Genomic DNA, 14,157 nt, shown 5'->3' with positions numbered 1-14,157 from the left:
CGGCCGGCCGAATCCGATGGCGCGCGAGCGATGAGTTTCGGCGGGTGGGGCCGTCTACCCCCGCAACGGAGCGAGACGTACGAGATGGGACCGCATCATGGCCACGATGATCTTTGTGAACCTGCCGGTGAAGGACCTCGCGAAGGCGACGGCGTTCTACACCGCGCTCGGGTTCGAGCAGAACGCGCAGTTCAGTGACGACAACGCGAGTTCGTTCGCGATCAGCGACACGATCCACCTGATGGTGCTCGCCGAGCCCTTCTTCAAGACCTTCACCAAGAAGGAGATCGCCGACGCGACCCGGACCACCGAGGCGATCGTGTGTCTGAGCGCGGAGAGCCGCGAGGGTGTCGACGCGTTGGTCGAGAAGGCGTTCGCGGCCGGCGGCGGCAAGTCGAACGACCCGATGGACGAGGAGTTCATGTACGGCCGCAGCTTCCAGGACCTGGACGGGCACCTGTGGGAGGTCGTCTATATGGACATGTCGGCGATGCCCGCGCAGGGCTGAACGCGACGTGCCCTCGGCGGGCCGGCCTCGGGTCGGCCCGCCGTCGCGTTCGGGTCCGGGGCCGGGCCTGCCTCGCGGGTTCAGCCCGGCAGCAGCACCCGAAAGACCGCGCCCGCGCCCGGGGCCGTGCGCACCTCGACGCGGCCGCCGTGCGCGTTGACCAGGGCGGCGACGATGGCCAGGCCCAGGCCCGAGCCGCCGCCCGCGGCGCGGCTGCGCGAGGAGTCGACGCGGTAGAAGCGTTCGAAGACGCGCTGTGCGTCGGCCGGGGCCAGTCCGGGGCCGGCGTCGGCGACTTCCAGGACCGCGCACGGGTCCGGCGCGGGGGTCCTGCCCACCGCGATCCGGATCGCGGTCCCGGCCGGGGTGTGCGTGAGTGCGTTGGAGACCAGGTTGGCCACCACCTGGCGCAGTCGCGACTCGTCGCCGGAGACGGTCACCGGATGGGCCGCGCCGCCGTCCAGGCCGATCAGGGTGACCGCGCGGTCCGGGGCCAGCGTCTTGATGTCGTGCACCGCGTCGGCGGCCAGGATGCGCAGGTCCACCGGCTCGTTGCAGAGCGGGCGCTGTTCGTCCAGCCGGGCCAGTTGCAGCAGGTCCTCGACCAGGCCGCCCATCCGGATCGCCTCGTCCTCGATCCGGCGCATCGTGCGGGCCACCTCGGCCGGATCGGTGAGCGCGCCCATCCGGTACAACTCGGCGAAGCCGCGCACGCTGGCCAACGGGGTGCGCAGTTCGTGACCGGCGTCGGCGACGAACCGGCGCATCCGGGTCTCGGATTCGGCCCGGGCCGCGAACGCGGTCTCGATCTGCGCGAGCATGCCGTTGATCGACGTGGACAGTCGGCCGATCTCCGTTCCCGGCGCCGGTACCGGGACCCGATGCGACAGGTCGCCGGCCGCGATCGCCGCCGCGGTCTCCTCGATCCGGCGCAGCGGGCGCAGGCCGCCGCGCAGCGCGAACCAGCCGGCCGCGCCGAGCACGGCCAGGCAGGTCAGGCCGATCAGCAGACACACCGTGCGCATCCGGTTCACGGTGGCGCGTACGTCGTCCATCGGCTGGGCCAGCACCACGCTGCCCTCACCGCTCGCCATCGGCACCGCGAGCACCCGCCAGCGCGCGTCGCCGGTCACCGAGTCGGTCTCGAACGGATGCCGGTTCAGGGCCAGGACCGCCGCGATGTCCAGCCTCGGCAGGCGCGGCCCCAGTTCCTCCTCGGTGCCCGGCGAGCGGATCCGCTGCCGGGTGCCGCCGTCCGGATACAGGTACTCGGCCACGATGCGGCTCGGCAGGATCCCGGGCGCGCGACCACGATTGCCCGACGGCCCGCCGCGCGGCTCGCCGGGTGTCTCCGGCAGCCGGAACGCCATCCCGCGCGCGGCCTGGCCCAGTTGCCGGTCCACCTGATCGGTGAGGTAGCCGCGCAGCGACCCCACCACGACCGTCTGGCTGACCAACAGCGCGACGGCGACCAGCGCCATCGCGATGATCAGGACCCGGACGCGCAGCGAGGAACGGCTCGGGTGCGGGACGCGCATCGGCGCCGTCAGGCCGTCGGTTGCGGGCGGCGCAGCACGTAGCCGACGCCGCGCACGGTGTGGATCAACTTGACCCCGCCGACGTCGAGTTCGACCTTGCGCCGCAGGTAGCTGATGTAGGACTCGACGATGCTCAGGTCGCCGCCGAAGTCGTACTGCCAGACGTGGTCCAGGATCTGGGTCTTGGACACCACCCGGCCGGTGTTGAGCATCAGGTAGCGCAGCAGCTTGAACTCGGTGGGCGAGAGCAGTACCGGTCGGCCGCCGCGCAGCACCTCGTGGCCGTCCGGGTCGAGTTCGAGGTCGGCGATCACGATCCGGTTCGAGGGCGTCGGCACGCCGGCGCCGCCGTCCACCCGGCGCAGCACCGCCTGGATCCGGGCGATCAACTCCTCCAGGCTGAAGGGCTTGGTGACGTAGTCGTCCCCACCCAGGGTCAATCCGGTGATCTTGTCCTTGGTGGTGTCCTTCGCGGTCAGGAACAGCACCGGCAGGTGGGTTCCGTCGGCGCGCAGCCGGCGCACCACCTCGAAGCCGTCCAGGTCCGGCAACATCACGTCGAGCACGACCAGATTCGGCCGGCAACGCGCCACCGCCGCCAACGCGTCCGCGCCGTCCGCCGCCGAGTCGACCTCGAATCCGGCGAAGCGCAGGCTGGCGGACAGGAGTTCGCGGATGTTGGGCTCGTCGTCGACGACCAGCAGGCGGGCCCGGGCGCCGACCTCGACGGGCGTGGCCACCTCAGCCCGCTCCGCCGGTGCCGGCGGCCCCGGGACGCGCGACCGCGCCGGTGCCCTCGGTGACCGAGGTGGCGGTCACCGAGCCGTCGGCGCCGGTGGCACCGCGCACCACGACGGCGTCGCCGGGCTTGAGGTCGACGGTCCTGCCGTCGCGGACGACCTGAATCTTGGTACCGGCGTCGGTTTTCACCTTGACGATGTTGCCGGCTGAATCTGAGACGTAGATGAAAGAGTCGTCCACAACCTTCACGGTGCCGGTGGTGAGGTCCGCGGCGGCGCCGGTGCGGGCGGTGCCGGGTTGGCCGCCGGCCGTGGTCGCGCCGGCTCCCGCCGCGCGGGCGCCGTACGGGTTCGCACCCGATGCGGCGCCGGCGGCGGGGCCGGCGGCCCGGGTCGTGCCGCCGGCATGGTCCTTCTGCACCTCGACGCCGGCCAGGAAGCCGATCGAGGCGAACACGCCCGCGCCCAGGGCCAGGGTGAGCATGGGCAGCCTGCGCCGGGGTGGGGCGGCGAGTTCGGCGGCGACGTCGCGCGCGGCCGGCGGTCGGCCCAGGATCTCCTCCGGCGACTCGTCGCGATGGGCGTCGTCGCCGACTTCCGCCTCGGTTCGGAAGCCGGCGACGAACCCGGTCTCGGCCGCGGGATCGGCGGAACCGGCCTCGGCAGGCCCGGAATCGGGCCGCGGCTCGTCGGGGGTGGCGTGTGGCGGCCGGGTGTCGGGCCGGCCGGCGTGCTGCTGGGGCGTCATGGTCGCGGGTCTCCTCCAAAGGACACGGGAACGGCGGGGGATCGTTCGGCCCGCGAATACGGCGGGGAGCGTTCGGGCCGCGGGTACGGCTATTCGTGCCGGAGCGCCTCGATCGGTCGCAGTGCCGCGGCGCGCGCGGCCGGGTAGCCGCCGAAGAACAGGCCGATCGCCACCGATACGGCGAACGAACCGAGCACCGAACTCGGCACCACGACCGGTTTGATCCCGACCACCTCGAAGCGCGCCGCGAACAGCCCGGCGGCCACGCCCAGTCCGCCGCCGAGCACGGACAGCAGGGTCGACTCGGCGAGGAACTGGCCCAGGATCGCGCCGCGTGGGGCACCGATCGCCTTGCGGATGCCGATCTCGCGGGTGCGTTCGGCGACGGTCACCAGCATGATGTTGGTGATCCCGATCCCACCGACCAGCAGCGAGATCGCCGCGACCGCGGCGAGCAGCACGGTGAAGGTCTTGTCGGCCTCGTCGTTCGCGCTCAGCAGCGACTGCTGATTGGTGATCCGGAAGTCGCTCTGCGCGGAACCGGTGATCCGGTGCCGGTTGTTCAGGATCGAGGTGACCTCGTCCTGGGCGAGCACGGTGTCGGCGGCGGAGGTGGCTCGGATCGCGATCGAGGACAACGAGCCGTAGCCGGTCAGGCTGTCGCGCATCGTGGTCACCGGCATCACGATGGTGTCGTCGGAGTCCGCCGCGCCGTTGCCGCCCTTGGTCCGCAGAACGCCGGCGACCCGAAACGGGATGCCGCCGATCAGGATCTCCTTGTCGATCGCGTCCTCGGTGCCGAACACGTTCTCCACCGTGGTGCTGCCCAACACGGCGACCTTGCGGCGGGCGGTCACGTCCTCGGTGCCGAACAGGCTGCCCCGGGCGAGGTCGTGGTTGGTCGTGTCGAACCAGTCGGGTGTGGTGCCGACGATCTGGGACACGGTCACCGACTGGCCGGCGTAGGTGATGCTCTGCGACGTGGTCTGCACCGGCGCGGCCGACCGCACGTGCGGGGCCGAGGTCTTGTCGACGAGCGCCTGGGCGTCGTCCGGTGTGAGGTCCTTGAGCGCGCTGCCCTGCCCGGCCGCGCCGAACCGCCCGCCGCCCGCGGTGTGCGAGACGGTCAGCAGGTTGGTGCCCAGGCGTTGGATCGATTCCTGGACGGACTTGGACGAGCCGTTGCCGACGGCGACCAGCAGGATCACCGCGCCGACGCCGATCAGTACGCCGAGCATGGTCAGCGCGGTGCGGATCTTGTTGGCGGCCAGGCCCAGGACGGCGAAGCGCAGTACCTCGACGGGGTTCACCGGCGGGCCCCCTCGTCGAGCGGAACGGGTCGCGGCGGCGCGCCGGATGCCGACGTCGACGCCGGTGTCCGGGTGCGGCGGTGGTCGCCGACCACCAGGCCGTCGACCAGGCGCAGCACCCGCTCGGCGCGCGCGGCCACCTCGTCCTCGTGGGTGATGATCACGATCGTGCGTCCGGCGTCGTGCAACCGGTCCAGGATGCCGAGCACGTCCGCGGTGCTGTGGCTGTCCAGGTTGCCGGTCGGCTCGTCGGCCAGCAGCAGCGCCGGTGCGGTGACCAACGCCCGGGCCAGCGCGACGCGTTGTTGTTGGCCGCCGGAGAGTTCGTTGGGCGCGTGGTCGGTGCGGTCGGCCAGGCCGACCAGTTCCAGCGCGGCCAGTGCGCGGCGCCGACGCTCGCGGGCGCGCACGCCGGCGTAGGAGAGCGGCAGTTCGACCTGGGCGAGCGCGCTGGTGCGCGGGATCAGGTTGAAGGACTGGAAGACGAAGCCGATCCGGCGGTTGCGGACCAGCGCGAGTTGCCGCTCGTCCAGTCGGCCGACGTCGAGACCGTCCAGCAGGTAGCGGCCCGAGGTGGGCACGTCCAGGCAGCCGAGCAGGTTCATCAGGGTGGATTTGCCGGAGCCCGAACTGCCCATGATGGCGACGTATTCGCCGCTCTCGATGGTCAGGTCGACGCCGCGCAGCGCGTGCACCGAGGCGGCGCCGCGGCCGTACGACTTGGTCGCCGCGCGTACGTCGATCACCGGCGCGGGGCGGGGCGGCTGCGGCCCGGTCATCGCGAGCCGCCGCGCGGGTTGCCGCCGCCGGCCGCGCCGCCGCCGGTGCCGGTGCCGCCGCCGGGGAAGTTGCCGATACCGGGCGCGGGCAGGCCGCCGCCGGCTGTGCCGCCTCGGCCGGACTGGCCGGAACGCCCCGACGTGGAGCCGGTGGTGCCGGTCGCGGCGACGGTGCCGATCACGATCCGGTCGCCCTCGGCCAGGCCGGAGACGATCTGGGTGCTCTGGTCGCCGACCACGCCCGCGGTCACCGTGCGGCGCTGCTCGACCCCGTCGACCAGGACCCGTACCGAGGCGGTGGCACCGGTGCCGGTGACCGCGGCGGAGGGCACCTGCAACGTGTTGTCGGCCGCCGCGACGACCACCGAGATGTTCGCGGTCTGTCCGGTGCGCAGCGCGGACACGTCACCCTCCAGCGCGATCGTCGCGCCGTACTTGACCGAACCCGACGTCGCGCCGCTGTCCGGCAGCGGATTCACGCTGACCACCTTGGCGTTCAGCCGGATCGCGGAATTCACGTTGAGCGTCACGGTGGCCGGTTGACCGGCCTTGACCTTGGCGGCGTCGGCCTCCGGGAAGGACACCCGGGTCTCCATGCCGGTCGGGTTGGCGATCACCACGAAGCCGGTCACGGCGGTGCTCGAAGAGGACGAGGTGGACGAGCCGCCCTGGCCGCCGGACCCACCGGATGCGCCCGACCCGCTCGATCCGCTCGCGGAACCCGTCGCGGAGACGGTGTCGCCGACCTTGCCGGAGACCGCTGCCACGATGCCGGCCGACGGCGCCTTGAGCACGCAGCCGTCCAGGGCGCGTTGGGCGTCGGCGACCTTGTTGTTCGCCGCGATCAGGGCCGACTCGGCCTGGCTCACCGCCGCCGCGTCGACCGTCGTGCTCGGCGACGGGGTGGCCGGCGGGGTCTTGGTGACGGTGACGGTGATGGTCGGGTGCGGCTGGGTGACGGGGGGCGACGTGGTCCGGGGCGGCGCCGGCGTGGACGTGGCGGTGGGCACAGCGTCGGTGCCTCGGCTCGGGGCGGCGCCGCCGGTCGAGCCGCGCAGGACCGTGTTCTGGGCGTCCGTGCCCTGATTGCCACCGCCACTGCCGTTGCCGCCGCCGCCGTTCTGCTGGACCGGGGTGCCCGCTCGGGCCTTGGTCAGATTCGCCTGGGCCACCGTGACGGCCGCCTTCGCCGCCTCCAGCGCCTCCCGCGCCTGGGTCGGGTCGACCTGCGCGAGGACCTGGCCGGCGGTGACGGTGTCGCCGACCTTGACCGCGACGGTGGTGACCCGGCCGGCGGCGGTGAAGCCGACGCCCACATCCGAGGGCGAGGTCAACGACCCCGCCGCGGAAACCGTGGCCAGCACGGTGCCCCTGGTCACCGTGCCGGTGCGCGTCCTGGTCGTACCGGAGGATCCACCACCGTCGTCCACGGCCGCGTAGGCGAAGCCGGCGCCGGTCACCATCGCGGTGGCCAGGGCCAGGTTGATCAGGACCGACTTCCGTCGGAGTCGTACACGCCTCATGGCCGCACAGCCTGGTCCGGGCACGTCCCCGAAGACTGTCCGGCGCCTGGGAGTCGACTGGGAGCGCGAGCTCGGCACAGAGGTCGCGACAGGCGTGCAGAACCATCGAAATCGCGCCCGATCACGCCAAATCGCGCGCTGGCCCGGCCGGTCCGGCCCCGATCCGGGGTGGGGCTCCCAGGGAACTCCCAGGCGACGCGCGGGCGGCGATCACCCCGCCGTGCTTGAGTCCGGGGGGATGGGCGGTGCGCCGTCCGGCGCCGACCCCGAGGCTCGTGGGAAGGACGTCATGACGAGGTACCCGGGTCGACCGGCGTGGACCACGACGCTGCTGCCGGTGACCGCCTCGGCACTCGTGCTGTTGCTGGCCGGATGTGGGGGGAGCGGCAACGAGAGCACGAGTGCCTCGGCCCCGTCGAGCGCGGCAAGTGGTGGTGGGGACGCCGGCAAGGCGTACACCGACTGCCTGCGTGCGAACGGGGTCGAGGTACCGACGGGTCGACCGGACGGCGGCAACCGTCCCCCGGGCGCGGGTCGCCCGACCAGCCGCCCGTCCGGTCGCCCGTCGGCCCGCCCGAGCCGACCGGCCGGTGAACGGCCCACCGGGTTCCCGAGCGCTCGGCCCGACCCGCGCTCGACGGATCCGGCGTATCGCAAGGCCGAGGAGGCGTGCGCGAAGCTGCGCCCCTCGCGGGGGCCGGGCGGCGGTACGGCCGGCCCCCGGCGCGCCGGCAACTCGGCCGCCGAGGCGTTCGCGGGTTGCCTCAAGGACCATCGGGTCGAGCTGCCGGCCGGGGGGGCCGCCGCACTGGACCGGTCCGACCCCAAGGTCGCCGAGGCGCTGAAGACCTGCGAGGCCCTGCTGCCCTCGGCCCCGGCGGCACCCGCGGGCACACCCACGGCGGCGCCGACGACGTGAGCGCGGGGCCGCCGTGAGCGGGTCGCGAGCCACACGGTGGTACGCGGTCGCGGGTCTGGATGTCCCCGACGGTAGCGATCCCGACGGACGGGGCATTCGGTAGAGCCGCGTGTGATCGGTGCCGGACGCCCCGGTCCGAAGCGATGAGTTCTTCGGGCCGCCCCGGTCCACCTCTACACAGGCGATATCGCGATCCGTACGGCGATCGACCCACTGGAGAGTGACCAGTCATGCTCACGACCGATTTTGCCCCCGGCGCCCCGATCTGGATCGACCTCGGGGTGCCCGACATTCCGGCGGCCGGCGCGTTCTACGGCGACCTGTTCGGATGGGACCTGGAGATCACCGGCCCGGAGACCGGCGGCTACGCGATCCTGCGCAAGGGCGGCAAGAGCGTCGCCGCGCTCGCCCCGCTGATGGACGTGAGCGCGGCCCCCGCGTGGTCCGTCTACTTCCGCACCCCGAACGCCGACGCCACCACCAAGGCGGTCGAGCAGGCCGGCGGCCGGGTGCTGCTCCCGCCGATGGACGTCATGGACATGGGCCGGATGGCCGGGTACGCCGACTCCACCGGCGTGGGCTTCATGGTGTGGCAGCAGGGCACGAACAAGGGCCTGGAACTGGTCCAGGACGTCGGCGCGCTGTGTTGGACCGAGCTGTACACCCCGGACCGGGTCGCGGCCACCGGCTTCTACCACTCGGTCTTCGGCTGGAACTACCAGGACTTCCCCTCGCCCGCCGGCGTCTACAGCCTCGCCTACCCGGGCGAGGACATGGACGCCATGCAGGGCGGCGTGATGGAGGTCGACCCCGGACAGACCGCCCCGCAGTGGCAGATCTACCTCGGCGTCGACGACTGCGACGCGTCGTTCGCCCGGGCGATCGAGCTCGGCGGGACCGAGCTGATGGCGCCCTACGACATCCCGGACGTCGGCCGGATCGCGATGCTGGCCGACCCCTTCGGCGCCCGCTTCGCGATGATCAAGGGCATCCCGCCGGCCCGGTGAGCCGGCGGTCGCGGGCGCCGACCCGATCGGGTGACGCGAGTCGCCCGGTCGGGCCGTTTCGGTCGGTGCGCGGTCCCGGCCCGTGTCACGTTCACGGGATGAGAGTCGAAGTCAGACACGGTCCCGCGTTCGCCGCCGCCCGCTGCCGGCTCGATCCGGGCGAGGCGATGCGGGCCGAATCCGGCGCGATGATGGCGCACAGCGCGGGCGTGGACATCTCCGCCAAGGTCGAGGGCGGCATCATCCGCGGGCTCAAGCGCAGTGTGCTCGGCGGCGAGTCGTTCTTTCAGACCACGTTCACCGCACCCGCCCAGGGCGGCTGGGTCGACGTGGCCACCGCGCTGCCCGGCGACATCGCCAATGTCACGCTGACCCCCGAGGTGCCCGAGTTCCTGCTGACTCGGACCAGTTGGTTGGCCAACTCCGCCGGCGTGCGGATCGACACCCGCTGGGGCGGCCTGCGCAACCTGGTCGGCGGCGAGGGCGGCTTCCTGGTGCACGCGTCCGGCCAGGGCGAGGTGATCATGGGCTGCTACGGCGCGCTGGACGTGCTCGACCTGGAGGCGGGAGAGCAGGTCGTGGTGGACACCGGCCATGTGGTCGCGTACTCGCCCACGATCACCTTCACCACCCGCCGGGCCGCGCGCGGGCGGACCATCGCGTCGGTCACCTCCGGCGAGGGCCTGGTCTTCGACTTCACCGGCCCGGGCCGAGTGCTCATGCAGACCCGCAACCTCTCCGCCTTCGCCGACTTCGTCACCGGCCTGCCGGGCGTACGCGGCTGATCCGCCGCGCCCGGGAGCCCCGGGAGTGTCTTCAATCGTCCGCGCGGTGCGCGCCCGGGGTGTGTCCGAACGCGCGGCGGAACACGTCGATGAAGGCGCTCGCCGAGGACCAGCCGCAGCGGTGCGCGACGGCGGTCACCGGTACGTCCTCGGCGAGCAGGCACAGCGCGTGGTGCAGGCGCAACTGGGTGCGCCACTGCGGAAACGTCATGCCCAGCTCGGCGGCGAACAGCCGGGTCAGCGTGCGCTCGCCGGCTCCCGCCGCCGCGCCCAGCGCGGCGAGTGTGCGCCGATCGGCGGGATCGGCCCGCAGCAGCTCGCACACCGCGACCAGCCGCGGATCCCGCCCGACGGGCAGGTGCAGCGCCTGCTGCGGGGTGTGTCGAAGCTGGTCCAGGAGCACCGCCAGGATCCGCGAGCCCTCGTCGGTGCCCTCGAGTTCGGGCCGGCTGTAGGCGATGATCAGCTCGCGCAGCAGCGGACCGACCGCGAGCACGGCGGGCCGCTCCGGGGCCGGCGGGTCGGCGTCGGCCGGGATGCCCACCGCGTGCAGGACCGTCCGCCCGTGCGCGCGATGCCGGTGCACGGTGCCCGCCGGGATCCACAACGCGCGCGTGGGCGGCGCGACCCAGCTCCCGGCGTCGGTGGCCACCGACAACACGCCGCGACCGGCGTAGACGATCTGGTGCACGTCGTGTCGATGCGCGGTCACCTCACCGCCCGCGGCCAGGTGCCGGGTGGTCGTGATCGCCCCGGCTCGCGGCTGGGCGGGGGATTGGCTGGAGATCGGCATCATTCGGCAGATTATCGGAAGCCCGCCGCAGCCGCCGGCTTCGATCATCGACAGGTGAGCAATCCCGTACCCACCGAACACTCCGCCGCCCGCGAAGGCTCCGGCGTCGCCGAGCCGTCTACCCCGGTGACCGCCGCCGATCGCCGCGCCATCCCGATGATGGCGATCGGCCACGCCACCGTGGACTTCTACCAGGGCGTGGTGCCCTGCCTGGTCCCGTTCCTGGTGGCCGAACGGCACTACGGCTACGTCGCCGCCTCCGGCATCGTGTTGGCCGCCACCCTGCTGTCCTCGATCGTGCAGCCGCTGTTCGGCGCGCTCACCGACCGCTGGACCATGCCGTGGCTGATCCCGGTCAGCACGACCGGCGCGGGCCTGGGCATCGCGCTGGCCGGGCCCGCCGACTCGTACCCGCTCACCTGGCTCGCCATCGCGCTGTCCGGAATGGGCGTCGCCGCCTACCACCCGGAGTCGGCCCGGCTGGCCCGGGTGGCCTGCCGGGGCAGCCACGTCGCGATGGGCTGGTACTCGCTCGGCGGCAACATCGGCTTCGCGCTCGCGCCGATCGTCGCCTCGCCGATCCTGTCCGCGGGCGGCCTGAGCGCCACCCCGTGGCTGTTGTTGCCCGCGGTCGCCGGGGTCCTGGTGACCGCGTCGGTGATCCGCCGGTTGGCCCGACACGCGGCCGCGACCCGTGCCTTCGCCGGTCCGCGCCGATCGGACGACTGGTCCGGTTTCGCCCGGCTGTCCGCCGTCATCGTCTGCCGCTCGATCGTCTTCATCGGCTTGAGCACCTTCATCGCGCTGTACGCCGAACACCACACCGCCGGCGGCTCGACGGCCGGCTCCATCGCCCTGTTCACCCTCTTCGCGGGCGGCGCGATCGGCACCGTGCTGGGTGGCCGACTGGCCGCGCGCCTGGGCCGGGTCCGCACCCTGCGCGGCGCGTACGCGGCCTCCGTCCCGGCCACCGCCGGCATCGTGGCGGCCCCCGGGCCGGGCCTGTACGTCTTCGCAGCGGCCGCCGCGATCGCCCTCTACATCCCGTTCTCGCTGCACGTCACCCTCGGCCAGGACTACCTGCCCAACCGGGTCGGCACCGCGAGCGGCGTCACCCTGGGGCTGGCCGTCAGCATCGGCGGCGTGGCCACCCCCGCGATCGGCGCGCTCGCCGAACTCACCACCCTGCGCGTGGCGCTGACCCCACTGATCGCGCTGTGCGCGCTCGCCTGGTTCCTGTCCCGGAGCCTGACCGACCCCGAGCCGCAGGCCCCGCGCAGCACCCCGACGCCGGTCGCGAAGGAGTAGGTCCGGCGGCTTGTGGGGACCCGGATGATCATGATCCTTCGTGCCCTGGCCCTCGACTTCGGCGACACCCTGGCCGTTCCCGGGCCCGATCCGGACGGCCGCACGGTGGTCGAAGTGTTGCGCGGGATGCCCGGTACCGACATCCCCGACACGTTCGCCGCCGCCTTCGACCACGTGCATCGCATCACCCGCGCGGGCGACCGGGTCCGGGACGAACACACCTCGTTCGCGGACGAGATCCGGCACGCCGCCGCCCGGTGCGGGGCGCGCGTGCCGGACCCCGAGGCGGTCGCCGGGCCGGTCTTCGAACGTGTCCCCGACTCGCGGGTCATCGGCCGGGCGGCCGAGGCGTTGCGGCACATCCGTGCCCGCCGCGACCTGGTGTGCGTGCTCGCGTGCGACACCCAGCGCCCCGAGGCGGTGCGCCGGCGCACGTTGGCCCGGGCGGGCATCGAGGCATGCTTCGACGCCGTCGTCCTGTCCTGCACGATCGGCCTGCGCAAACCGCACCCGGACTTTTACGCCGAGGTCGAGCGCGCGTGCGGCGGCGTCGCGCGCCAGCAGATCATGTTCGTCGGGAACACCCCGAGCAAGGACGCCACCGCCCCGCACCTGTACGGCATGCAGGCGGTGTTGATCGCGCCGACCGGACGCCCCGCCGGCCTGGCCGAAGAGATCGGGGTGATCGGCCACTTCGCCGACCTCCCCGACTACCTCGATCGGGCCGTCCCGGACGCAGCGGCCCCGGGGGGAATCAGCCCCGGATCTCGGCCACCCGCTCGACGTTGAGCACGTCGGCGATGTCCTGGCTCTCGGCCGTGTCGAACCACGCGTCCAGGATCTCGACCAGCATCGGCCCCGAGGTCAGCCGCAGGCTCAGCGCGAGCACGTTGGCGTGGTTCCAGCGCCGCGCGCCGGCCGCCGTGGCCGCGTCCGTGCACAGCGCCGCCCGGATCCCGTCCACCTTGTTCGCCGAGATCGAGGCGCCCGTACCGGTCCAGCAGCACACGATCGCCTGATCGGCCCGACCCGCCGTCACCTCCCGCGCGGCGGCCGCGCTCACCGGCGCCCAGTCGTCGGCGAACTCCGGCCGGTGTGCGGGGTCGAAGGCGCCGAAGGGCAGCACCTCGTGCCCGCGCTTGCGCAGTTCGTCGGCGAGGTAGACGCCACAGCCCTTGATCCGGTCGGCCGAGATCGCGATGCGCATCGGACACTCCTTGGTCGGTGCATTGTCGGTGTGGGGTGTGAGACTGGAAAGCATGGTCCCCACGGACACTCTGCACGTGACCCGACACACCTCCGCGTTCGGGTCGATGGAGACGGTGTTCGGGCCCGCGCATCCCGCGCTCGCGCCGCTGATCGGGGGTTACCTCGGCTACGACGAGCACACCCTCGCACCGCTGCGCCGCCGTGAGCCGGCGACCGGCTCGATCACCGTGATCATCGGCTTCGCCCCGGTGCGGGTGTGGTCGCCCCGCGACGCGCGCTACGGACCGGGCAGCACCGGCTCGTTCGTGGCCGGCCTGCACGACGGGCCCGCGATGGTGGAGCACGACGGTCACCAGGCCGGCATCCAACTCGACCTCACCCCGCTCGGCGCCTACACGTTGCTGGGTCTGCCGCTCGCGGAGATCGCCGACCGGGCCGTGCACCTCGACGACCTGCCCGGGTGGGACGTGGGCGCGCTGGTCGACCGGTTGCGGTCCGCTCCCGACTGGTCCGCGCGGTTCGCGCAGTTGGACGAGATCCTGTTGCGTCGGCGCGAGCGGGGTCCGGTGGCGCTGCCCGAGGTGGTCCGCTGTTGGGAGCTGATGACGGCCAGTGCGGGCCGGATCGAGATCACCGCGCTGGCCCGGGAGACCGGTTGGAGCCGGCGCCACCTCGGCGCGCGTTTTCGCGAGACGGTCGGCCTGCCCCCCAAGACGGTGGCCCGGCTGTTGCGGTTCGAGCACGCGATCGCACAACTCGACGGTCCGCCGCGCGGCCTGGCGCAGATCGCCACCGAGGCGGGCTACTACGACCAGGCGCACTTCAACCGCGACTTCAAGGCGCTCGCCGGCTGCACTCCAGGTGCCTACCTGGCCGCCCGGATGCCCGCCGGGGGCGGCCTCCTGGCCTGACCGGCGCCGGTGCCGTCGTTCCCGTTTATCCAATACCGCGCGAGGTCACTCGCCGGAGACTGGCATCGACCACCCGGCA

The 14,157-nt window shown here is 73.0% G+C and carries 15 protein-coding genes; 7 read left to right on the top strand and 8 right to left on the bottom strand.

Annotation, left to right across the window (positions count from 1 at the left end; all coding sequences use genetic code 11):
- The first annotated feature begins 97 nt into the window (after window positions 1–97).
- Window positions 98–508 (top strand): VOC family protein, encoded by a 411-nt coding sequence (locus ABZ374_RS04415; protein ID WP_360306009.1) that lies wholly within the window; start codon window positions 98–100, stop codon window positions 506–508.
- Between the two features lie 80 nt (window positions 509–588).
- Here the strand turns inward: ABZ374_RS04415 and ABZ374_RS04410 are convergent, their stop codons facing one another.
- The 6 genes from ABZ374_RS04410 to ABZ374_RS04385 all read right to left on the bottom strand — a co-directional run bounded on the left by ABZ374_RS04410 (window position 589) and on the right by ABZ374_RS04385 (window position 7,146).
- A complete protein-coding gene (locus ABZ374_RS04410) occupies window positions 589–2,046 on the bottom strand; it encodes an ATP-binding protein (RefSeq protein WP_360306007.1) in 1,458 nt (485 codons plus the stop codon).
- Window positions 2,047–2,054: 8 nt separating this feature from the next.
- Window positions 2,055–2,786 carry a response regulator transcription factor gene (locus ABZ374_RS04405; RefSeq protein WP_360306005.1) on the bottom strand — a complete coding sequence of 244 codons (732 nt, stop codon included), beginning with the start codon at window positions 2,784–2,786 and terminating at the stop codon, window positions 2,055–2,057.
- Window position 2,787: 1 nt separating this feature from the next.
- Window positions 2,788–3,534, bottom strand: a complete 747-nt coding sequence (locus ABZ374_RS04400) for a hypothetical protein (protein WP_360306003.1) — start codon at window positions 3,532–3,534, stop codon at window positions 2,788–2,790.
- An 89-nt stretch (window positions 3,535–3,623) separates the two neighbouring features.
- Window positions 3,624–4,844 carry an ABC transporter permease gene (locus ABZ374_RS04395; protein WP_360306001.1) on the bottom strand — a complete coding sequence of 407 codons (1,221 nt, stop codon included), beginning with the start codon at window positions 4,842–4,844 and terminating at the stop codon, window positions 3,624–3,626.
- Entirely contained in the window at window positions 4,841–5,623 is a 783-nt protein-coding gene (locus ABZ374_RS04390) for an ABC transporter ATP-binding protein (protein WP_360305999.1), read from the bottom strand. The genes ABZ374_RS04395 and ABZ374_RS04390 overlap by 4 nt, the downstream gene beginning before the upstream one ends.
- A complete protein-coding gene (locus ABZ374_RS04385; protein ID WP_360305997.1) occupies window positions 5,620–7,146 on the bottom strand; it encodes an HlyD family efflux transporter periplasmic adaptor subunit in 1,527 nt (508 codons plus the stop codon). The genes ABZ374_RS04390 and ABZ374_RS04385 overlap by 4 nt, the downstream gene beginning before the upstream one ends.
- 289 nt (window positions 7,147–7,435) lie before the next feature.
- Between ABZ374_RS04385 and ABZ374_RS04380 the strand changes: the two genes are divergently transcribed.
- From ABZ374_RS04380 to ABZ374_RS04370, 3 genes are all read left to right on the top strand, one after another.
- Window positions 7,436–8,065, top strand: a complete 630-nt coding sequence (locus tag ABZ374_RS04380) for a hypothetical protein (protein WP_360305995.1) — start codon at window positions 7,436–7,438, stop codon at window positions 8,063–8,065.
- Between the two features lie 230 nt (window positions 8,066–8,295).
- Window positions 8,296–9,072, top strand: coding sequence for a VOC family protein (locus ABZ374_RS04375; RefSeq protein ID WP_360305993.1), 777 nt, complete (start codon window positions 8,296–8,298; stop codon window positions 9,070–9,072).
- 98 nt (window positions 9,073–9,170) lie between these two features.
- Window positions 9,171–9,857, top strand: coding sequence for a TIGR00266 family protein (locus ABZ374_RS04370; RefSeq protein ID WP_360305991.1), 687 nt, complete (start codon window positions 9,171–9,173; stop codon window positions 9,855–9,857).
- Between the two features lie 31 nt (window positions 9,858–9,888).
- Here ABZ374_RS04370 and ABZ374_RS04365 read toward each other — a convergent pair whose 3' ends face one another.
- On the bottom strand, window positions 9,889–10,653 hold the full coding sequence (locus tag ABZ374_RS04365; RefSeq protein ID WP_360305989.1) for a helix-turn-helix transcriptional regulator: 765 nt from the start codon (window positions 10,651–10,653) through the stop codon (window positions 9,889–9,891).
- 153 nt (window positions 10,654–10,806) lie between these two features.
- Between ABZ374_RS04365 and ABZ374_RS04360 the strand changes: the two genes are divergently transcribed.
- Window positions 10,807–11,958, top strand: a complete 1,152-nt coding sequence (locus ABZ374_RS04360) for an MFS transporter (protein WP_360306443.1) — start codon at window positions 10,807–10,809, stop codon at window positions 11,956–11,958.
- Between the two features lie 24 nt (window positions 11,959–11,982).
- Window positions 11,983–12,747, top strand: a complete 765-nt coding sequence (locus ABZ374_RS04355) for an HAD family hydrolase (RefSeq protein ID WP_360305987.1) — start codon at window positions 11,983–11,985, stop codon at window positions 12,745–12,747.
- On the opposite strand, the gene ABZ374_RS04350 is transcribed toward ABZ374_RS04355, so the two are convergent.
- Window positions 12,713–13,165 carry an RpiB/LacA/LacB family sugar-phosphate isomerase gene (locus tag ABZ374_RS04350; protein WP_360305985.1) on the bottom strand — a complete coding sequence of 151 codons (453 nt, stop codon included), beginning with the start codon at window positions 13,163–13,165 and terminating at the stop codon, window positions 12,713–12,715. The two genes, ABZ374_RS04355 and ABZ374_RS04350, sit on opposite strands and share 35 nt — an antisense overlap.
- A gap of 52 nt (window positions 13,166–13,217) precedes the next feature.
- Here ABZ374_RS04350 and ABZ374_RS04345 point away from each other — a divergent pair, with 52 nt between their 5' ends.
- Entirely contained in the window at window positions 13,218–14,078 is an 861-nt protein-coding gene (locus ABZ374_RS04345) for a helix-turn-helix domain-containing protein (protein ID WP_360305983.1), read from the top strand.
- Window positions 14,079–14,157 lie beyond the last annotated feature (79 nt).

The organism is Embleya sp. NPDC005971 (assembly GCF_040629175.1).
Taxonomy (GTDB): domain Bacteria; phylum Actinomycetota; class Actinomycetes; order Streptomycetales; family Streptomycetaceae; genus Embleya.
This window is presented reverse-complemented; position numbering and strand designations above follow the sequence as displayed.